Source organism: Heliomarina sp. (assembly GCF_052826185.1).
The window spans coordinates 74,841-95,448 of the sequence record NZ_JBRBUI010000054.1 but is presented as its reverse complement, the minus strand read 5'-3'; the positions used below and the strand labels follow the sequence as shown (position 1 = coordinate 95,448).

The 20,608-nt window shown below is 61.4% G+C and carries 19 protein-coding genes; 5 read left to right on the top strand and 14 right to left on the bottom strand.

Features of this window, described 5'->3' with window-relative positions; genetic code table 11:
- Window positions 1-65: 65 nt before the first annotated feature.
- From ACU0FH_RS18650 to ACU0FH_RS18630, 5 genes are all read right to left on the bottom strand, one after another.
- Complete coding sequence (locus ACU0FH_RS18650; RefSeq protein WP_088633875.1) at window positions 66-281, bottom strand: hypothetical protein; 216 nt, start codon at window positions 279-281, stop codon at window positions 66-68.
- Window positions 282-651: 370 nt separating this feature from the next.
- Window positions 652-996: a hypothetical protein gene (locus ACU0FH_RS18645; RefSeq protein WP_446196251.1), complete on the bottom strand. Its 345-nt coding sequence runs from the start codon at window positions 994-996 to the stop codon at window positions 652-654.
- Between the two features lie 49 nt (window positions 997-1,045).
- Window positions 1,046-1,417: a DUF6497 family protein gene (locus ACU0FH_RS18640; protein ID WP_446196250.1), complete on the bottom strand. Its 372-nt coding sequence runs from the start codon at window positions 1,415-1,417 to the stop codon at window positions 1,046-1,048.
- Window positions 1,418-1,955: 538 nt separating this feature from the next.
- The gene (locus ACU0FH_RS18635) at window positions 1,956-2,219 is read right to left on the bottom strand and encodes a DUF7218 family protein (RefSeq protein ID WP_446196249.1); all 264 of its coding nucleotides are present in this window, start codon (window positions 2,217-2,219) and stop codon (window positions 1,956-1,958) included.
- A gap of 170 nt (window positions 2,220-2,389) precedes the next feature.
- Window positions 2,390-3,922: an acyl-CoA carboxylase subunit beta gene (locus tag ACU0FH_RS18630; RefSeq protein WP_446196247.1), complete on the bottom strand. Its 1,533-nt coding sequence runs from the start codon at window positions 3,920-3,922 to the stop codon at window positions 2,390-2,392.
- Window positions 3,923-4,126: 204 nt separating this feature from the next.
- Here ACU0FH_RS18630 and ACU0FH_RS18625 point away from each other — a divergent pair, with 204 nt between their 5' ends.
- From ACU0FH_RS18625 to ACU0FH_RS18615, 3 genes are all read left to right on the top strand, one after another.
- On the top strand, window positions 4,127-5,443 hold the full coding sequence (locus ACU0FH_RS18625) for a M10 family metallopeptidase (RefSeq protein WP_446196245.1): 1,317 nt from the start codon (window positions 4,127-4,129) through the stop codon (window positions 5,441-5,443).
- A gap of 96 nt (window positions 5,444-5,539) precedes the next feature.
- Window positions 5,540-6,757, top strand: a complete 1,218-nt coding sequence (locus ACU0FH_RS18620; RefSeq protein ID WP_446196979.1) for a multidrug effflux MFS transporter — start codon at window positions 5,540-5,542, stop codon at window positions 6,755-6,757.
- A gap of 61 nt (window positions 6,758-6,818) precedes the next feature.
- Window positions 6,819-8,219: a helix-turn-helix domain-containing protein gene (locus ACU0FH_RS18615; RefSeq protein WP_446196244.1), complete on the top strand. Its 1,401-nt coding sequence runs from the start codon at window positions 6,819-6,821 to the stop codon at window positions 8,217-8,219.
- Here the strand turns inward: ACU0FH_RS18615 and ACU0FH_RS18610 are convergent.
- The 8 genes from ACU0FH_RS18610 to ACU0FH_RS18575 form a co-directional block, all read right to left on the bottom strand.
- Window positions 8,216-8,869: a thermonuclease family protein gene (locus ACU0FH_RS18610; protein ID WP_446196243.1), complete on the bottom strand. Its 654-nt coding sequence runs from the start codon at window positions 8,867-8,869 to the stop codon at window positions 8,216-8,218. The genes ACU0FH_RS18615 and ACU0FH_RS18610 overlap by 4 nt on opposite strands.
- A 55-nt stretch (window positions 8,870-8,924) precedes the next feature.
- Window positions 8,925-10,574 carry a choline dehydrogenase gene (betA, locus tag ACU0FH_RS18605; protein ID WP_446196242.1) on the bottom strand — a complete coding sequence of 550 codons (1,650 nt, stop codon included), beginning with the start codon at window positions 10,572-10,574 and terminating at the stop codon, window positions 8,925-8,927.
- Window positions 10,575-10,836: 262 nt separating this feature from the next.
- Window positions 10,837-12,294 carry a betaine-aldehyde dehydrogenase gene (gene betB / locus ACU0FH_RS18600; RefSeq protein ID WP_446196241.1) on the bottom strand — a complete coding sequence of 486 codons (1,458 nt, stop codon included), beginning with the start codon at window positions 12,292-12,294 and terminating at the stop codon, window positions 10,837-10,839.
- A 50-nt stretch (window positions 12,295-12,344) separates the two neighbouring features.
- Complete coding sequence (betC, locus tag ACU0FH_RS18595; RefSeq protein ID WP_446196240.1) at window positions 12,345-13,853, bottom strand: choline-sulfatase; 1,509 nt, start codon at window positions 13,851-13,853, stop codon at window positions 12,345-12,347.
- Complete coding sequence (gene betI / locus ACU0FH_RS18590; protein ID WP_446196239.1) at window positions 13,850-14,422, bottom strand: choline-binding transcriptional repressor BetI; 573 nt, start codon at window positions 14,420-14,422, stop codon at window positions 13,850-13,852. Before betI ends, betC begins: the two co-directional genes overlap by 4 nt.
- A gap of 82 nt (window positions 14,423-14,504) precedes the next feature.
- Window positions 14,505-15,239 carry a hypothetical protein gene (locus ACU0FH_RS18585; RefSeq protein ID WP_446196238.1) on the bottom strand — a complete coding sequence of 245 codons (735 nt, stop codon included), beginning with the start codon at window positions 15,237-15,239 and terminating at the stop codon, window positions 14,505-14,507.
- On the bottom strand, window positions 15,236-16,141 hold the full coding sequence (locus tag ACU0FH_RS18580; protein ID WP_446196237.1) for a DMT family transporter: 906 nt from the start codon (window positions 16,139-16,141) through the stop codon (window positions 15,236-15,238). The genes ACU0FH_RS18585 and ACU0FH_RS18580 overlap by 4 nt, the downstream gene beginning before the upstream one ends.
- Window positions 16,142-16,231: 90 nt before the next feature.
- Window positions 16,232-16,831, bottom strand: a complete 600-nt coding sequence (locus ACU0FH_RS18575) for a LysE/ArgO family amino acid transporter (protein WP_446196236.1) — start codon at window positions 16,829-16,831, stop codon at window positions 16,232-16,234.
- An 87-nt stretch (window positions 16,832-16,918) separates the two neighbouring features.
- Between ACU0FH_RS18575 and ACU0FH_RS18570 the strand changes: the two genes are divergently transcribed.
- Entirely contained in the window at window positions 16,919-17,800 is an 882-nt protein-coding gene (locus ACU0FH_RS18570) for a LysR family transcriptional regulator ArgP (protein ID WP_446196235.1), read from the top strand.
- Window positions 17,801-17,856: 56 nt separating this feature from the next.
- On the opposite strand, the gene ACU0FH_RS18565 is transcribed toward ACU0FH_RS18570, so the two are convergent.
- The gene (locus ACU0FH_RS18565) at window positions 17,857-18,597 is read right to left on the bottom strand and encodes a YebC/PmpR family DNA-binding transcriptional regulator (protein WP_088633892.1); all 741 of its coding nucleotides are present in this window, start codon (window positions 18,595-18,597) and stop codon (window positions 17,857-17,859) included.
- A gap of 192 nt (window positions 18,598-18,789) precedes the next feature.
- Between ACU0FH_RS18565 and ACU0FH_RS18560 the strand changes: the two genes are divergently transcribed.
- Window positions 18,790-20,562 (top strand): SLC13 family permease, encoded by a 1,773-nt coding sequence (locus ACU0FH_RS18560; protein ID WP_446196234.1) that lies wholly within the window; start codon window positions 18,790-18,792, stop codon window positions 20,560-20,562.
- Window positions 20,563-20,608 lie beyond the last annotated feature (46 nt).

The window sequence follows — 20,608 nt, the reverse complement described above, 5'->3', positions numbered from 1 at the left end:
TCGGATTCGGATAGGTGTGAACTGACAGGCGGTCGCGCGTTGCGCGACGGCCCGTCAGATCAGGTTCAGCACTTGCCTGGGTTTTCCTGGCAGTAAATAAGGTTACCGGCTGCGCCGACGGCAGCACCGGTGACAAGGTTGGTGTCAAGGACGGCTGCTGCGCCTGCCCCTGCTGCGCCACCATAAAGCGCGCGTTCGCCGGTCGTGTCGCCACAGGCCGCCAGACCGCCGACGAGCCCAAGAACCGTTGCAGATTTAACGATGAAAGATGCACGTAGCATGGGGTAATTCCTTCGATTTTTTTATTGCTCGATGGAAAAACAAATGAACGGCTTCTTTGGTTCCACAAGGATAAATCGCGCCCGCGCCGGGTTTCAGCGGCTTCCCGCCTGCGGAGTGCCGGACCGGCACCATCGCCCCAAAGAAAGACAGACAGGCCATCGCGGGGTGCGGTGACCTGCCTGCCTAAGGAAGGGGTACAGAATAGTTGGGACGCGACACGGAAAGATCCGAAATAGATTGTCGCAAGGTCAACTTTTAATGAAAAGTTAACCCCCGCCAAGCAGTTATTACAACTTTTACGGGTATCAGCTATTTCGCGCCGAAAAGCTGCGCTGGCGTGCAGATTCCCGCCGATCCGGGATGTCAGTTTCATCGAAACACCTCGGGGAAGGACAGGCGGGCCACAGCCACGTCGATCTTCAGAAGCGATTCATAGCTGGCCGGATCGAATGGCTCCTCGGCCGGAATCACTTCACGTCCGAATAGCCAGCTCAGCCGCCCCGCATCGAGGTTTCCTCGCTCGAACGGTTCTTCGCCGAAATGTTCCCATAGCGCCGTCATGAACCCGGCATCGGCCCGCCGGTCAGGCGGGCGACGGTCGGCAAAACGCTCGCGCCGGGTCAGAGGTGTTATGCCCTTTGGATTGGGACGGCGAATGACGAACTGGTAATCTGTGCCGGGCAGCCGCCCGGGAAATCCGCGATGTTTCAGCATGGTCCAGCCGCCTTGTCTTTTTCATGGTATTGGTATGGGGGGCGTCGCATCAGAATGGCTCCCAGATACAGCCACCATCATCCGGGCGGTAGGACTCAAAGAACTGCGTGGCCTCGGGATCGGCATAGCCGAAAGGCACTTCGCGATCCGCCATCGATATCACGACGCTGGCAACGTCCAGGTCATATTTTTCCAGGTAGGGTAGCACAAGCTGGACGCAGAGATCGGCCATGTCGTTCGACGCGGTTTCGAAATCAACTGTGCCACCGTCGCGCGCAATGGCCGGGGCAAGGAATCGAAACCGGGCAAGCGACCCGTCGATGGAGTCATCAATCAGGACCTCGCTAAGGGTGACGCTCTGGCCGGAAGGAACCTTGACGGGCTGGTCGGCCCGGAGCGCTTCGGGGACCGAGATCAGCATAAGCAGGGAAAGCGCCGGTCCAATTAGACCGCGGCCCCAACCTTGTCCTTTCGGGCAAGCTCCTCCTGTCGGGGCCGCAGGCGCTACGTTCGTCACGCGCGCAAACTTTGTTCCGTATTTCGCGATCATGGCGCAACTTCGTGCCGAGTGTCAAACACTGTGGTGATTTTATGTCCTGCAATCTTGAAATTTCCGGACACGCGTGATTGGCTCGCGCGCCGCAGACGGCTAATGACAGCTGTCCAGACCCGCTGGCTCGCAGGTTTTGAGGCGCGACGTTTACCGCCCCCACCCCCACCTATAGTGGGTGAGTAAAGCCGAGCCGGCACATGTTGGGGCTTTACGATAAGAAACAGGGGAGATTCACCTTTTAGGTGAAATATTCGGCAATCCGCGCATCCATAGGTTGATTTCGCCCTCGCCAGTCGGCCCAAGAGAGCGTTTTCCGCATATCGAAGCGCGCTTGCAGGACACTCAATTTTGCCCCGCTGATTCCTTTCGCTCTGCGAGAATTGTTTCTGCAAGGCAGGGGCGTGGTTCAGCTGTTGCGCAGAGCCTTTATGAGTTCCGACTTGTTCATGTCCGAGCGGCCCTTGATCTCCAGCTCCTGCGCGCGGCTGTAGAGTTCCTCGACGGTCCAGTCCTCGTAAGGCGGCTGGCTGCCGCCCTTTTTGGAAGGGTGCATATCCGAATTGGCTTTCGCGTTGGCGATACGCGCGGCCTTTTCTTTGGAGGCGCCCTGATCGCGCAGCGCTTCGTAGGTATCCTGATCTTTGACAGACGGTCCTGGTGTCTTTCCCATGGCTGGCTCCTTTGAAAAGGAAACCGCTACCGGCGGAAAGGGTTCCGCCGGTCGGGCCGTTTGACGTCTGTGCGGTCTGCATCCGGATCATGATCTGTCGGGCCGTGGTGATGCCTTCAGGCGTGGGAGCCTCCGGCGGGAGTATTTGGAGCAAGAGGAAACTAGAGCACTCAGAGCGGGATGTTATCGTGTTTTTTCCACGGGTTGCTAAGTTGCTTGTTGCGCAGGGAGGCAAAGGCCCGGGCGACACGGCGGCGTGTCGAATGGGGCATGATGACCTCGTCGATAAACCCCCGCTCGGCGGCGACGAAAGGATTGGCGAAACGGTCTTCGTAATCCTTGGTATGGGCGGCGATCTTTTCTTCGTTGCCGAGGTCCGCGCGATGGATGATCTCGGTTGCGCCCTTGGCGCCCATCACCGCGATTTCCGCCGTCGGCCACGCATAGTTGAAATCGCCGCGGATGTGTTTCGAGCTCATCACGTCATAGGCGCCGCCATAGGCCTTGCGGGTAATGACGGTGACTTTCGGTACCGTCGCCTCGCCATAGGCAAAGAGCAGTTTTGCGCCGTGCTTGATGACGCCGCCGTATTCCTGGCTGGTCCCGGGAAGGAAACCGGGCACATCGACGAAGGTGAGGATCGGGATTTCGAAACAGTCGCAGAAGCGCACGAAACGCGCGGCCTTGCGGGAGCTGTCGATGTCGAGGCAGCCCGCAAGCACCATCGGCTGGTTGGCGACGACGCCGACCGTCTGGCCCTCAAGCCGGATGAAGCCGGTGATGATGTTCTTGGCGAAATCCTCCTGGATCTCGAAGAAGTCGCCCTCATCCGCGGTCTTCTCGATCAGCTCTTTCATATCGTAGGGCGTGTTCGCGTTTTCCGGGATCAGCGTATCGAGGCTTTTCTCGACGCGGCCCGGTTCATCGAAGAAAGGGCGAACGGGAGGTTTTTCGCGGTTGTTGAGCGGCAAGAAATCGACGAGTCGGCGCACTTCGGCGAGGGCTTCGACGTCATTTTCGAAGGCCCCATCCGCGACCGAGGATTTCTTTGTATGGGTCGAGGCACCGCCAAGTTCCTCGGCGGTAACCACTTCGTTCGTCACCGTCTTGACCACGTCGGGGCCGGTAACGAACATGTAAGAGCTGTCCTTGACCATAAAGATGAAGTCGGTCATCGCCGGGGAATAGACCGCGCCGCCGGCGCAGGGCCCCATGATCACCGAGATCTGCGGCACCACGCCGCTGGCCATGATATTGCGCTGGAACACTTCAGCATATCCGGCCAGCGAGGCGACACCTTCCTGGATGCGAGCACCGCCGGAATCGTTGATGCCGATCACCGGCGCGCCGTTCTGAACCGCCATGTCCATGATCTTGCAGATTTTCTGCGCATGGGTTTCAGAGAGAGAGCCGCCGAAGACCGTGAAATCCTGTGAGAACACATAGACCATCCGGCCGTTTATCGTGCCCCATCCGGTCACGACGCCGTCGCCATAGGGGCGCTGCTTCTCCATTCCGAAATCGGTGCAGCGATGGGCGACGAACGTGTCGAATTCCTCGAAACTGCCTTCGTCCAGCAACAGCTCTATGCGCTCGCGGGCGGTAAGCTTGCCGCGTTTGTGCTGGGCTTCGATCCGGTGCTCGCCGCCACCCAGACGGGCCATGTCGCGGCGGCTTTCCAGTTCCGACAGGATATCCTTCATGATTCAGCTTCCCTCGCAAATTTGGGCCACCATAACGTCATTCGGAAAATCACACAGGAAAATCTCGCAAATTTGCAAACCACCCTCTTTGCCGTGTGAATATATTGCAAATCAGCAAATTGCCCTTGTTTTGACGATTTTAAGTGTGAATGAGTTAAGCTGCGCGGGGAGAGAGCGCACAACAGGCATTCACAGGTTTGTTTCATGACGACGGATATTTTCGAAGGGCTGCAATATGAAGGGCTGCGCGCCCTGAACCCTGTCAATGTGGCCGGGGCGGCGCGCTATACCATCACCTACCAGTTCGCGACGACCTACCAGCCCGACGATCTTGCTTTTTCGGGAACCTATACGGGATGGACCGCGCTGAACGCGGCGGAAAAGTCGAACATCCGCACACAGCTGGACCATATCGAAACCTTCCTGAACGTTTCTTTTGTCGAGACCTTTGGCTCGACCGACCCGGTTCTGAACCTTGGCAAGATCTCGATGGCCGGCGAATACGCAGGAACCACCGGGCTTGGCGGCAGCTGGTATCTCTATAGCGGCAATACCATCACGAAGTGGGACGGCAGCGCGGTTTTCAAGAACGACATCGACATGTCACAGGCCAGCGAGGATGACCTCATCCTGCATGAGATCGGCCATGCCATGGGTCTGAAGCACCCCCATGCGGACCCGACGCTGGACGAGGCATTCGACAGCAACAAGTATTCGGTCATGTCCTATGAATCCAACCCGGACAATGGCGAGGATTCTGACGCGATGATGCTGTTCGATGTCTATGCCTTGCAGGACATCTGGGGAGCGGCGGATTACAACACCGACAACGACACCTATACCGGAAAGCGTACCGATACGGTCGACACGATCTGGGATACGGGCGGCATCGACAGCCTTGATGCAGGTGCAAATGGCACCGCAGTGGTCATTGACCTGAACCAGGGCGCGTTTTCGCAATTCGGCGCCTATGACGACGTGGTGATCGCGTATGGCGTCGATATCGAGAATGCCGTCGGCAGCGCCTTTGACGACGACATCACCGGCAACGCACTGGGCAACCGGCTGGAAGGCGGCACAGGGGATGACCGCATGATCGGCGCCAACGGCGATGACACCCTGCTTGGCGGCAGTGGGCGGGACAAGCTGTCAGGCGGCAAGGGCCGCGATTCGCTGTTCGGCGAGGCCGCTCGGGACAAGCTCAAGGGTGGCGGCGGGCGCGATACGCTGGACGGTGGCGCACGCAAGGACAAGATCGACGGCGGGCGCGGCGACGATACGCTCACCGGAGGCGCGGGCCGTGACAAGTTCCTGTTCAAGAAGAAATTCGGCGATGACACGATCACCGATTTCAAGGACGACAAAGATCTCCTCAAGTTCCGGTCGTATTCCGACACCGAGCAAATAATCGATGCCGGGCAAGATGTTGGCGATGACGTGATTTTCGATTTCGGCGACGGCAACAGCCTGACCGTCCTGAACATGTCGCTTGCACAACTGGGAGATGATATTCTGGTGTGACCACCCGACGTCCGGCAAAGGGCGCGGCCAGCTAAATGAATACGCCGGTCGCGTCCTCAATGGACATTTCACACTTGAAGCACTAACTCCGTGCAAATGGAAAGACACCCCGTTTCCCGTTACCTTGATCGCAAGACAGTTCCGCATGTTTCGACCCTGATCCTTGTGACGGGCTTGGCGGCGCTGGCGATGAACGTGTTTCTGCCGAGCTTGCCGGGCATGACGGAGTATTTTCATACCGAATACCGGGTTATGCAACTTTCGGTTGCACTCTACCTTGGGTTCAACGCGATCCTGCAAGTATTGATCGGCCCGATTTCGGACAAGTTCGGGCGGCGTCCGTTGATCGTGTGGGGGATTGCTCTGTTTTTGCTGGCAACGCTGGGCTGCATCTATTCGCCCACTGCCGAAATCTTCCTGTTCTTTCGCATGTGCCAGTCGGTGGTTGCTGTTGCCATGGTGCTAAGCCGCGCGGCAGTGCGCGACATGTTCGACACCGACCGGGCCGCAAGCATGATCGGTTACGTGACGATGGGCATGGCAGTCGTGCCAATGATCGGCCCGGCCTTTGGTGGCGTACTGGATGAGATATTCGGCTGGAAATCGACCTTTTGGGCGTTGTTTCTGATCGGGATCCTGACGCTTGTCGTGACCTATTACGACTTTGGCGAAACCGCGATGAAGAGCGGCAAGACCCTAGGCCAGCAGTTTCGCGAATACCCGGAACTGCTCACCTCGCCGCGCTTCTGGGGGTATTCGCTGGCGGCGGCCTTCACCTCGGGCAGCTTCTTTGCCTATCTCGGCGGCGCGCCCTATGTTGGCAGCGAAGTCTTTCACCTGACACCGTCCGAACTTGGCGTCTATTTCGGCGCACCGGCGGTCGGGTACTTCATCGGGAACTTCATCACCGCGCGCTGCGCCGTGCGCTTTGGGATCAACAAACTTGTCCTCTGGGGCGGCATAATGATCTTTGCCGGGATCACGACCTCGACGGTAATTACCATGCTGGGTCATGCGAACGCCTATACCTTCTTTGGCTTCATGTGCTTTGTCGGCCTTGGCAATGGGATGACCATCCCGAACGCGACCGCAGGGTCGCTGTCGGTACGCCCTCATCTGGCCGGAACCGCCTCGGGTCTTGGCGGGGCCTTGATGCTCGGCGGCGGCGCGGCGCTCAGCGCCTTTGCAGGCATGATGCTGAAACCCGGCGTTGGCCCCCTGCCCCTGCTGTTCATGATGATGGCGACCACGGCGCTGGGCATCTGTTCGATCCTGCTGGTCATCTACAGGGAACGCCAACTCGGCCTCAGATGACCTTGCCCCGGGCGGTTTGCAAACATATCCTGCGGGAAAAGCAAACCTGCAAAGGCACCCGATGGCTCCGCACAAGCTCTACGCTGGCACGAAACTGCGCGAAATGCGCGCCCGCTTTGGGCTGACCCAACGGGAATTCGCAGCCAAGCTCGGCGTTTCCCTGCCCTATCTCAACCAGATGGAAAACAACAACCGCCCGGTGTCGACCACGGTGATCCTCGCCTTGGCTCAGGAATTCGGGCTGGACGTGACCGAGTTGTCGACCGGGGACAGCGCAAGGCTGGTGAGCGATCTTCGCGAGATTCTGGCCGATCCGGTATTTGCCGATGTCATGCCCCCTCTGGCCGATCTGCGCTTGGCCGCGTCGAATGCGCCCGCCCTTGCCCGGGCCTTTATCGAATTGCATCGCAGCTATCGCCAGACCCATGAACGTCTCGCCTCTCTCGACGAGGCATTGGGCCGCGGCGACAGCCGGGTTCAGGCCAGCCCGTGGGACGAGGTGCGCGACTTTTTTCATTACTGCGACAATTACATCGACGCGGTGGACCGCGCGGCGGAAAGCTTTGCCAGTCAGGCAACCGGCGGGCGCGATATCCGCGCGGTCGCGCTTGCCGCGCTTGCGAGTCAGGGCATTCGGGTCGAAATGACCGAGATGGAGCAGCTGCGCCGATACGACGCCCAGACCCGCGTTCTCCAGATTTCCTCCCGCGCCGCGCCCCAGACCCAGATATTCCAACTGCTGCTGCAAACGGCCCTGCTGCAGCAGGACAAGCTGATCGAAGCGACGTTGGATTTCGCCCGCTTCCAAAGCGACGAGGCCCGCGCCATCGCCAAGATCGGTCTGGCCAATTACTTCGCGGGCGCGGCGCTGATGCCTTACAACACCTTTCTCGAGGTCGCACAGGAAGTACGCCACGATCTGGAATTGCTGTCGGCCCGGTTCGACGCCTCGATCGAACAGGTGGCGCACCGTCTGTCCACAATGCAACGCCCCGGCAACAAGGGCATTCCGTTCTTTTTCGTTCGTGTCGATCAGGCTGGAACCATCACCAAGCGCCACAGCGCAACCCGGCTGCAATTCGCCCGGTTCGGCGGCGCCTGCCCGCTCTGGAACGTGCATCGCGCCTTTGAAACGCCCCGCCAGTTCCTGCGCCAGCTGGCCGAAACGCCGGACGGGGTGCGCTATATCAACCTTGCGCGGGACGTCTCGAAACCGGGCGGCTCATTCGGCGCGCCGGTGCGCCGTTTCGCCATCGCGCTGGGATGTGAGGTGCGACATGCGGACAAGCTGGTCTATGCGGACAGTCTCGACGTGACCAAGGCCAGCGCCTTTGAACCCATCGGAATTTCCTGCCGAATCTGCGAGCGCAAGACCTGCCACCAGCGGTCCGTCCCGCCGCTTGAACGACAGTTGTCGATCAATACGGATCAGCGTGGCGTACTGCCCTACGAGGTGAACTAGCGTTTCGCACGGCGCCAGCCTGCCGCACGCGCCTCGGCCTCGATGCAGAACCAGCGTTCGCCCTTGGCCGGAGAAATCTTCGTGCGATTGTAATGCTCTTGCCCCGGCACGTGATAAATCCGCTCGCCCTTGGAGGAGATGTTGCCCTTGATGCGGCAATCGCCCGGTGCGGGCTGCACATTCACCTGCCGCTGCGCCGCCCGGAAATCCGAAGGCCGCTGCACGTCGGCCCCGTGCAGCCCGATGCCCTGCACCGCCGCACGTTTTTCATCCAGATCGTAGTCCATCGAGTAACGCCGATAGGCCAGCGCCAGCCCGTCCGCTACAAGATCGCGCCCGACGTCGCGCCCTTCGACGCTGCAGCGCGCGACGATACGCTGATAGCGATCCACGGTCACGGCGCGGCAAGTCGCTGTCTTGCCCTGATAGCGCGCGCGGACCTCGCGCGAGGCCCAAGCCCCGCAGCGCCAGAGCTCACCCCCGCGTTCACAGGTCTGGTCCGTCTCCGGCGTGTCGATCCCGAAGAGCCGCACGCGCGCGCCGCCCACATCCCAGGTATCGCCGTCGATGACGCGGACAACACCCGACGGATCGGCCAGCGCAATCAGCGGCAGCATGAGCAGAATGAAAAGCGAACAAATCCTTAACATCCTGCCGCTCTACGGCAAAAGTTAACAAACTCACAAGCCGTCCCTCAGAACAGGCTTAACGCTGCGCGCTCTCCCACTGTGGGTGTATCCACGGCGCATCATTCGACGGTGCTATCGGATCGCGCTCCAGCAGGTGATCGGAGATCTTCTCGCCCACCATGATCGACGGACCGTTGAGGTTGCCATTGGTGATGCGCGGGAAAATACTGCTGTCCGCCACGGTCAGCCGCTCGACACCGATCACCCGGCCCTTGGGGTCGACCACCGCCTCCGGATCATCCGCCCGTCCCATCCGGCAGGTGCCACAGGGATGATAGGCGCTCTCCGCATGTTCCGCGACAAAGGCGTCAAGATCCGCATCGCTCACCTTGTCGGCCCCGGGCTGGATCTCATGCTTGACGAAAGGCGCGAAGGCGGGCTGCGAGAAGATCTCTCGCGTCATGCGCAGACAGGCGCGGAAATCCACCCAGTCCTGTTCCGTCGACATGTAGTTGAACCGGATCACCGGCGCCGCCCCCGGATCGGCAGACCGCAAGGTCACCGCGCCCCGGCTGGGCGAGCGCATAGGACCCACATGAGCCTGAAACCCGTGGCCCTCGGCCGCCGCCTTGCCATCATAGCGCACCGCGATCGGCAGGAAATGATACTGCACATCCGGATAATCGATCCCCGCCCGGCTGCGCAGGAAGGCCGCGCTCTCGAACTGGTTCGACGCGCCAAGACCCGACTTCAGAAACAACCACTGCGCCCCGATCACCGCTTTTGACAGAAAATTCCAGTGCTTGAAAAGGGTGATCGGCTGGCTCGAGGCCATCTGGAAATAGACCTCCAGATGGTCTTGTAGGTTCGCGCCCACCCCGGGACGGTCCGCGACGACCTCGATCCCGTGTTCCTTCAGGTGCGCGCCGGGGCCGATCCCCGACAACATCAGCAGCTTTGGCGAATTCAGCGAGGATGCCGCCAGCACAACCTGTCGGCGCGCGCGGATCACGCGGCCGCCAGAGAGCGCAATGCCGACCGCGCGCCCCTCTTCGATCACCACCTTCTCGACCAGCCCACGGACAAGATCACAGTTCTCCCGCTTCAGCGCCGGGCGCAGATAGGCATTGGCCGCGGACCAGCGTCGCCCTTTCCAGACTGTCTGCTCCATCGGGCCAAAGCCTTCCTGCTTCTGGCCGTTGTAATCGTCGGTCAGCTCATACCCGGCCTCGCGCCCCGCCGCGACAAAGGCGGCGTGCAGCGGATTGTCCCTCGGACCCCGGCTCACATGCAGCGGGCCATCCGTGCCGCGCCAGTCCGGATCGCCGCCATGCCCTCCGTCATGCCAGCTTTCCATGCGCTTGAAATAAGGCAGCACATCGGCAAAGCCCCAGCCATCCGCACCGCTTTCGCGCCAATGGTCGAAATCGCGGGCATGACCACGCACATAGACCATCCCGTTGATCGAGGACGACCCGCCGATCACCTTGCCGCGCGGCACCACCAGCCTGCGGTTGTTCAGGTTCGGCTCCGGCTCGGACATATAGCCCCAGTCGTATTGCTTCATGTTCATCGGATAGCTGAGCGCCGCCGGCATCTGGATGAACGGCCCTGCATCCGTGCCGCCATGTTCGACCACGATGACCGAAGCCCCTGCTTCGCTCAGCCGATAGGCCATAGCACAACCGGCGCTGCCCGCGCCGACGATAACGAAATCCGCCTCCATCAGCCCATGACCTCAAATACCCCGGTGATTCTCTGCGGGGTCAAGGTGGCAAAGCCGCGCCGAAGGCGCCTTGCCCTTGAGGCCGGAGGGAATCGCCCCATCACACTTGAACAGGTGACCTGAGGATCGGACCGATCCCTCAGGCACTTCTCAGCAGAATCCCCCTGCCCCGCGCCAAACGGGACCGCAGGCGCAAATGCGTCGCCTCTCGCCCTTCGCAACAGGAATGCGCGACAGCGCACCGCTTTCGCAGCGCCTCGCATCAGAATGGCGCCTCAAGATCGCCCATCCGCACGTAGACGGATTTCAACTGGCTGTAATGCTCGATGGCTGCCGCCGAGTTCTCCCGCCCGACCCCGGATTGCTTTGCCCCGCCAAAAGGTGCTTCGACCGGCGCATCGTTATAGGTGTTGATGTAACAGGTGCCCGCCTCGAAACCGGCGGCGACGCGATGGGCGCGGGCGAGATCGCGGGTGAAGACCCCCGCGGCAAGACCGAATTCCGTATCATTGGCACGCGCCATGACTTCGGTCTCGTCCTCGAAATCCAGCACGGCCATGACCGGGCCAAAGATCTCTTCCCGCGCGATGGTCATGTCATCGGTGACATCGGCAAAAACGGTTGGCTCCAGCCAGAAACCTTCGCGCTCCAGCCGTTTGCCGCCGGTCACCAGCCGCGCGCCTTCCTCGACACCCTTGGCGATATAGCCCTCGACGATCTCGGTCTGGCGGGCGCTGACCATTGGACCAAAGCTGGTGTCCGGGTCCATCGGATCGCCGATCACCGCCTTGCCCAGCCGCTCCGTCAGGCGGGCCAGGAACGCTTCTCTTATGCCCTTTTGCACGAACACCCGCGTGCCATTGGAACAGACCTGCCCAGAGGAATAGAAATTTCCGAGGATCGCCCCCGAGACCGCATTGTCGAGGTCCGCATCGTCAAAGATCACCATCGGGGACTTGCCCCCCAATTCCATCGTGACATGCTTCATGCCTGCCGCCGCAGAGGCATAGACCTTGCGCCCGGTCGGGACCGATCCGGTAAGCGAGACCTTGTCGACCCGGGGATCCGAGACCAGCGCGGCGCCCACGTCGCCCAGACCCTGCACCACGTTGTAAACACCGGCGGGCAGACCGGCCTCCACGAGGATCTCCGCGACTTTCAGCGCCGAGAGCGGCGTGGTTTCCGAGGGTTTGAACACCATCGCATTGCCGCAGGCGAGCGCTGGCGCGCCCTTCCAGCAGGCGATCTGGGTCGGATAGTTCCACGCGCCGATCCCGACACAGACGCCAAGCGGTTCGCGCACCGTATAGACCCAGTCTTCGCCCAGCTGGATGTGCTGCCCGGCCAAAGTCGCCGCCATGCCACCGAAATACTCCAGCGCATCCGCGCCGCTGGTCGCATCGGCCACGCTGGTTTCCTGATAGGGTTTGCCCGTGTCCCATGTTTCTAGCACCGAAAGATCGTGATTGCGCTCGCGCATGATATCCGCGGCGCGGCGTAGGATGCGTCCACGCTCCGTTCCGGTCATCTTTGCCCATTCGACCTGCGCCGCGCGCGCCGCGTCGAGCGCCTGCCCGATGATGGCCCGCGTCGCAGAATGAATTTTCGCGATCACCTCTCCTGTCGCAGGATAAATCACATCGATAGGGGCGCCCGCGTCATCCTCGACATAGGTACCGTTAATGAAATGGCTCGCTTTGGGTTGGGTCGGATAGGTCATGACAGATACTTTCTTGCCTCCGGCGGGAGTATTTCGTGCAAGAGGAAAAGCTATTCGCCTCTTGGGAACCGCTTGGATTCCTCGAGCACATTCAGGTCCATGTGGTTGCGCATGTAGCGTTCGGATGCTTTCTGGAGCGGCTGGTAGTCCCAGGGGTAATAACCGCCCTGGCGCAAGGCTTCGTAAACGATCCAGCGGCGCGCCTGGCTGGCGCGTACCTCGGCATCGAAACGGTCCAGATTCCAGCGCGCATCGGCCCGGGCGCGGAAATCGTCCAGTGTCTCTCGATGTGCCGGGTCTTCGGCGAGGTTGGTCAGTTCCTCCGGGTCGGCATCCAGATCGAAGAGCTGTTCGGGATCAAGCGCGCAGCGGTTGTACTTGAACCGGCCGTGCCGCAGCGAGACCAGCGGCGCGTTGGAACCTTCGGCCGCGTATTCGATGGCGACCGGGTTTTCCCGCGTTGCGCCATTGGCCAGCGCCGAGATATCTTCGCCATCGGTCCAGGGTTCGATTTCCCCCATATCGACACCGGCGAGCTTGCCAAGAGTCGGGGTGAGGTCGATGGTTGAGACCGGGGTTTCGACCAACCCGGGCTCCATGCCCGGCGCCGAGATCATAAGCGGCACGCGGGACGAGCCTTCGAAGAAGGACATCTTGAACCAGAGGCCGCGCTCGCCCAGCATATCGCCATGGTCCGAGCAGAACACGATGATCGCTTCCTGCCGGGTGTCTTCCAACACCTGCAGGATCTCGCCGATCTTGTCGTCGAGATAGGAGATATTGGCAAAATAGGCGCGACGGGAACGCGAGATGTCCTCATCGGTAATGTTGAAGCTCCGCCAGTCGTTCGCGTCGAAGATGCGTTTTGAATGCTTGTCCTGCTGCTCGTAAGGAATGGCCGGCACTTTGGGCGCCAGATGTTCGCAATCCTCGTAGAGGTCCCAGTATTTCCGGCGCGCCACATAGGGGTCATGCGGGTGGGTAAAGCTGGCCGTCACGCACCAGGGCCGATCATCGCCACCGCGCGACAGGTCGTAGAGTTTCATCTTGGCGAAATGTGCGACCTCGTCGTCATATTCCATCTGGTTGGTGATCTCGGCCACGCCCGCGCCGGTCACCGAGCCCATGTTGTGATACCACCAGTCGATCCGCTCGCCCGGCTTGCGGTAATCCGGGGTCCAGCCAAAATCGGCGGGGTAGATATCGGTGGTCAGCCGTTCTTCGAACCCGTGCAGCTGATCGGGGCCAACGAAATGCATCTTGCCGCTGAGGCAGGTGTAATAGCCCGCCCGGCGCAGGTGGTGGGCATAGGTCGGGATATCGCTGCTGAATTCGGCCGCGTTGTCATAGACGCCCGTGCGCGATGGCAACTGGCCGGACATGAAGCTGGCCCGCCCCGGCGCGCAGAGCGGCGAGCCGGTATAGGCATTCGCGTAGCGGGTCGAACGCGCCGCGAGCTTCTTGAGGTTCGGCACATGCAGCCAATCGGCGGGGCCGTCGGGAAACAGGGTTCCGTTCAGCTGGTCGACCATCAGGATCAGGATATTCGGTTGGGTCATTTCGGTTTTCCGATGAGGTGGTTCAGCACGTCCAGCGCATGGACGGTGGCGCGTTCGGGCGTATCGGGATCGCTAAGCGCGGCACGGATATAAAGACCGTCGATCAGCGCGGCCAGCGTGTCGGCGGCCGCGGCCGGATCCCGGGTCAGCGGGCGCAGCGCATGGGTCAGGTTTGACCGGATGCGGCCCTGATAGACGCGCCAGAGGCGCAGCGCTTCGGGCGAGGTCTGGGCGAGGACGTAGAACGTCATCCAGGCCGAGATCACGTCGGGTGTAAAGCAGGACGGCGCAAAGGACGCGCGAATGATAGCCGCCGCACGGGAGTCCGGTTCGGCCTGTTTCAAGCCCGAGCGCACCTCGTCTCCGAAGTCGCGGAGGATGCGGCGCATCGCGGCGAGAAAGATCTGGTCCTTGCCGCCGAAATAGTGATGGGCCAGCGCACTGGACATGCCCGCCCGCTTGGCGATCTGGGTGACGGTCACGTCAAGGGAACCGGCTGCGCCGATTTCCGCAATTGTCGCCTTGACCAGCGCCTCGCGCCGGATCGGTTCCATTCCAACTTTTGGCATGATCTATCCCTGTCCGGTCCGGGGACAGGCTAGAAAAGGTTTATTGACTCGTCAATCAATAAAACTGAACGAGGCAGCACGCTTACTCCATGCGACGGTATTGCAGGAAGTTGCCGCGCGGCAGGAAGATCAGCGTCATTTGGTGCAAATCGATGGAATCAATGGCGAAACACTGCTTTTCCTTGGTATCGGGTTCGTAAACGTTGAGATACGGGCCCTTGCCTGCGAAGTCTCCGCAGCTGTCTTCGACGCTCAGGTATTCCATGTCGCTCACCGCACCCTGAAACACGTTCTGCCGCTCTGCGCCCAGAATCGAGAACTGCGCATTGGCATCCTCGGCCGCGTACCAGTGGCCCTGAAGCTGATGCAGCACGCGGTCATGCGGCCCGGCCGCACGCGGCAGGGCAAGGTCCATCACCACGTTCGCGCCACCATCAAAGCTCTTGGTGACATGGCCGACGATGGCCAGCGGCGCGCCGGGTTCCTGCGCGTTCAGGAACTCCATCACCTCGTCTGCGGTGCTTCCGTCCTGATAGGCAAAGAGCTTGCGCCCCTGACCGTGCATCGCACAATAGGCCCCAAGGGCCGTTTCGCCGCATTCCTGGAACACCACGTTTTCCGCGATGGCCGCCCCCGGTGACGTACCCGTGGTTTCGAACTGGGTTGCCGGCGCCGGTTCCGGCACCTCGCTCGCATCGGCCTGTACCGGCGTGGCCGCCACCATGAGATCCGGCCCGCCCCGGGCAGCAAGCGACAAGCCAGCCACCGCAAGCGCCGAGACCGAAGCGGCGCCAATGACATTCAGCAGCCAGGTCATATCTTGGTCGCCCCCGAAACGGGCGTGATCGCGCGGCGTTTCAGCTGCGCCTCGCGCAGCGAAATGAACGTCACCGAGGCCAGCACCACAGCGCCACCGACCACGACCCAGACATCCATTGGTTCGCCAAAGACCAGCACACCCAGCATCGTAGCCCAGACCAGTTGCAGATAGGTTACCGGCTGGGTCACCGCGACCGGCGCGGCGGCAAAGGCCAGCGTCATCGTGAAATGCCCCGTCGTCGCCAGCAGACCGACCCCGGCGAGCAGGGCAAGCTCCGTCCACGTTGGCGTTATCCAGACCGACATCGCCATCGGCGCCAGCGCGATGGAAACCCAGACCGCCAGCATGCCGTTGACCAGCGCCGGGTTCGTCTTGTCGACCAGCACCTTGGCCAGCAAGTAAGATCCGCCAAAGACAAAGGCGGCGAGCATCATGGCCCAGTGCCCGATATCGACTTCGCGCAGACCGGGGCGCAGGATGATCATCCCGCCGATCAGCGCCACGACTACCGCCGCGATCCGACGCTTTGCCAGCTTCTCACCAAGGAAAAGCGCCGCACCCAGAGTCACGTAAACCGGGGAAAGATAATTGATCGCGGTGACCTCGGCGATCGGGATACGCGTCATCGCAAAGAACCACAGCCCAACGCCAATCGCATGGCAGAGCCCGCGGGCGCCGAACTGGAAAAACAGCTTTGGGGTGACACGGTCTTTCCGCATCGCGCCCAGCAGCGGCAAAAGCCAGATCGCGCCAAGGCAATAACGGATGAAAGCGGCTTCGGTTGCGGGCAGGCGCGACCCTACCGTCTTGACCAGCGCGTTAACCCCAACGAAGCATAAACCCGTGACCAACATCCAGAAGATGCCAACCATGGGACGTGAAGGCGTTGCGGTACTCATACATGCCTTGAACACGTTAACGGCAGTCAAGACAAGGCAATACCATCAGGATTTGACTGGCAATTTTGCCGTCACGCGGTGACTTTTTCGTCACATAAAGATGAGCTTGGCCGCAATCGCCCACATCACCGCGCCGATACAAAGGTCAAGCGCCCGCCAAGCCCCGGGCCGCGCGAAAACCGGCGCCAGAAACCGCGCACCGTAGCCCAGCGAAAAGAAGAAAACAAAGCTCGCCAGAACCGCGCCCAGCCCGAACAAGAGCCTGTTTTCCGCCTGCGAAGACACCGACCCGACCAGCACCACGGTGTCCAGATAGACATGCGGGTTAAGCCATGTGAACGCCAGCACGGTCAGCAGCGCCTTGCGCAGCCCCGCGCTTTCGCCGTTGGCAGAACGCAATGCCTCGCCTCCGGTCATCGCACGGCGCAGGCTGAGCCCTCCGTAGGCAAGCAGAAAGGCCGCGCCGCCAAAGCGCATCACCGGCTCGAACCACGGCAATGCCGTACCCAGTTGCCCGAACCCGGCCACCCCCGCCGAAATCAGCAGCGCATCAGAGAGCGCACAGGTCAGGCAGATCGCGAATACATGCTCGCGCCGCAGTCCCTGACGCAGCACGAAAGCATTCTGCGCCCCGATCGCAAGGATCAGCGAAAAGCCAAGGGCAAAGCCTGAGATGAACCCGGTATTCATATGTCCTCCGAACCTGACCCGGGTTTGACTAAAGACGCCCATATCCGTAATCCAGTTAATTATCGTCATCCTAATTAAGTTTAGCTAATGCACTTCGATCCCGACCATCTGGCGGCGCTGACCGCGATCCTGCGGCGCGGCAGCTTTGACGCGGCGGCCAATGAACTGGCGGTCACGCCTTCGGCCGTGTCACAGCGGATCAAGGCGCTCGAGGAACGGGTTGGCGCGACACTCATCAATCGTGGCCCGCCCTGCACCGCCACGCAGACCGGCGAACGGCTCGCCAAACATGCCGAGAATATCGGTCTCCTTGAGTCGCAACTTGCCCGCGAGTTGCGGTTGGAACAGTCCGGCGAGACCCGGCTGCGCATCGCGGTGAATGCCGACAGCCTTGCCACGTGGTTCATCCCAGCCTTGGCCGAAGTGCAGGATATCCTGTTCGAACTCGTGATCGACGATCAGGATCACAGCGCCGACTGGTTGAAACGCGGTGAGGTCAGCGCCGCCATCACCGCCAGCGCGCCCGCCGTCACCGGCTGCGATGCGACCCCGCTTGGCAGCCTGCGCTACTTTGCGACCGCCAGCCCGGATTTCGCCGCACAGTGGTTTCCCGACGGGGTTACTGCCCTTGCATTGGCAAAAGCGCCCTGCCTCGTTTTCAATGCCAAGGATGCGTTGCAGCGCCTCTGGCTGGAAACGCAAAGCGGTCGCCGACTGTCTCCGCCCTCGCATACAATCCCGTCCACCCATGCCTTCATCGACGCGGCCCGTGCCGGGCTTGGCTGGGGGATGAACCCGGAAATCCTGTTGCAGGGACCGCTGGAGCGCCGCGAGTTGATCGATCTTTCGCCCGGCCAGCCGCTGGATGTGGCCCTCTCATGGCAGGTCAGCCGCGTCATGGCCCCGGCGCTGGCCGATCTGACCGCCGCCGTGAAACGGGCCGCGCGCGACAGGTTGCGCCAGATGTAAGAAAACCGCGGCCCATGACAGACCGCGGTTTCTAAATTCCCTAAAATGGCTTGGCCTTACAGCTGCGCCATCACCTCGTCCGAGGCTTCGAAATTGGTGGTGACGCGCTGCACGTCGTCATCGTCTTCAAGCGCATCCACCAGCTTCATCAGCTTTTGCATCGCTTCGATATCCATCTCGGTCGTCGTGGTCGGTCGCCACGCCAGCTTGGTCGATTCACTTTCGCCAAGCTCCGCCTCAAGCGCGCTGGACACTTCGTTGAGATCGGTATCGGCGCACCAGATCGTATGGCCCTCTTCCGAGCTTTCCACATCCTCGGCCCCGGCCTCGATCGCAGCCATCATCACCGTGTCCGCATCGCCGACCTCGGCGGAATAGGTGATCTCGCCCTTGCGGTCGAACATGAACCCGACCGAGCCGGTCTCGCCAAGGTTGCCACCGTTCTTGGTGAAGGTAGAACGCACGTTCGACGCGGTGCGGTTGCGGTTGTCGGTCATCGCCTCGACGATCACCGCGACACCGTTCGGGCCGTAGCCCTCATAGCGGATTTCTTCATAATCCTCACCCTCGCCCGCCTGCGATTTCTTGATCGCGCGGTCGATCACGTCCTTAGGGACGGAATTCGACTTGGCTTCCTTGACCGCCAGACGCAGACGCGGGTTCTTTTCAGGATCCGGGTCGCCCATCTTGGCAGCAACGGTGATTTCCTTGGAGAGCTTGGAAAAGAGTTTCGAACGCGCCGCGTCCTGACGGCCCTTGCGGTGCTGGATGTTTGCCCATTTTGAATGGCCGGCCATGGATTGCCTCCGACTGTACTGATCAGGTTTGCGCCTCTATATGGCAGCCCCGCCCTGCCCCGCAAGCCCACACGCGCTGAGCAAGACGCGCCACCTGTGCCGGGAACCGCTGCATCCTGCAAGACGTTGCATTCACAGTGGAATTGCGAAACGCTGTCCGCGCCTTGTCAGAATTGCCGGAACACCGACCGTATGACCACTGACCAGATGATCCTGTTCGGCCTCTTTGCAGCCGTCTTTGCCCTGCTGATTTGGGGCCGATTCCGTTACGATCTTGTGGCTTTTGGCGCGCTTCTGACCGGCGTGGTGCTGGGCGTCGTGCCGACCGACATGGCATTCTCCGGCTTCGGCCACCCCGCGACCATTGTCGTCGCTTTGGTGTTGATCGTCTCTGCCGGATTGGTGCGCTCGGGCGCGGTGTTCCTGATCACCCGGACGATGGTCGACAGCTCGCGACGCCTTGGCACCCATATCGCGCTGATGGGCGGGATCGGTGCGGTGCTTTCGGCCTTCATGAATAATGTCGCCGCGCTCGCCCTGCTTATGCCCGTCGATATCCAGACCGCGCGCAAGGCCGACCGTCCCCCCGGCCTCTCGCTCATGCCGCTGTCTTTTGCGACAATCCTTGGCGGCATGGTCACGCTGATCGGCACCCCGCCCAATATCATCATCGCCTCGATCCGGCAGCAATCGCTGGGTGAATCCTTTTCGATGTTCGACTTTGCCCCCGTTGGCGGGATCGCCGCGCTTGCCGGGCTGATCTTTGTCGCTCTGATCGGCTGGCGGCTGATCCCGGACCGGGGCAAAACCTACGCCACCGCCGCCGACCTGCAACAGTATATCGCCGAACTCACCGTCCCGGACGACAGCGACCTGATCGGCAAACGTGTCGGCGAACTCGACAGCGAGGCCGAGAAATCCGATGTGGCGATCCTTGGCCTGATCCGCGACGGCAGGCGCCGCTATGGCCGCTCTGCCAATGCCATGCTGCGCGAAGGCGACAGCCTCGTGATCGACGCCACCCCCGATGCGCTCGACGAATTCCGCTCGGCCCTGAACCTCGCCTTCTCCGACCGGGACCGGGAAAAGAAACTGACCGCCGACGCCGAAGGTCTCGAAGTAGTCGAGGCGGTGGTTCCCGACGACGCCCTGATCGCCGGGCGCACCGCTATGGGGATCGGTCTTGCATGGCGGCAAAGCTCCGTCTTGCTTGGCATTTCGCGCAAGGGCACGCGTATCAACGAACAGGTACGACGGACGGAAATCCAGCCCGGCGATATCCTCCTGCTGCTCTGCCCCAAGGGCCGCGCCCCGGACGTGATCGACTGGCTCGGCTGCCTGCCGCTTGCCCAGCGCGGACTGAACGTGACGGCCAATGACAAGACATGGCTATCCATTGGCATCTTCGGCGCCGCCGTCGCCGCCGCGAGCTTTGGCCTGCTCTACCTGCCCATCGCACTGGGTATCGTCGTCACCGCCTATGTGCTGACCCGCATCCTGCCGGTGACCGAAATCTACGAGCACGTGGAATGGCCGGTGATCGTGCTGCTGGGGTCTATGATCCCCCTCGGTGCCGCGCTCGAGGAATCGGGCGGCACGCAACTGATCGCGAACGCGCTGACCGATCTGACCGCCGGCATGCCCGCTTGGGTCATCCTGACCGTGCTGATGGTCGTCACCATGACGCTTTCGGATGTGCTGAACAACACGGCCACCGCCATCGTGGCCGCTCCGGTTGGCATCCAGATGGCAAAGACGCTCGATGTTTCGCCCGACCCGTTCCTGATGGCCGTTGCCGTCGCCGCCTCTTCGGCTTTTCTCACCCCGATCGGGCACAAGAACAACACGCTGATCCTTGGCCCGGGCGGCTACCGCTTTGGCGATTACTGGCGCATGGGCCTGCCTCTGGAAATTCTCGTCATCGCCGTATCCATTCCCTCCATCCTGATCTTCTGGCCACTCTGACCCGGTTGCCCCGCGCCCGTTCACCGGCATAGGCTGTCACGAACGG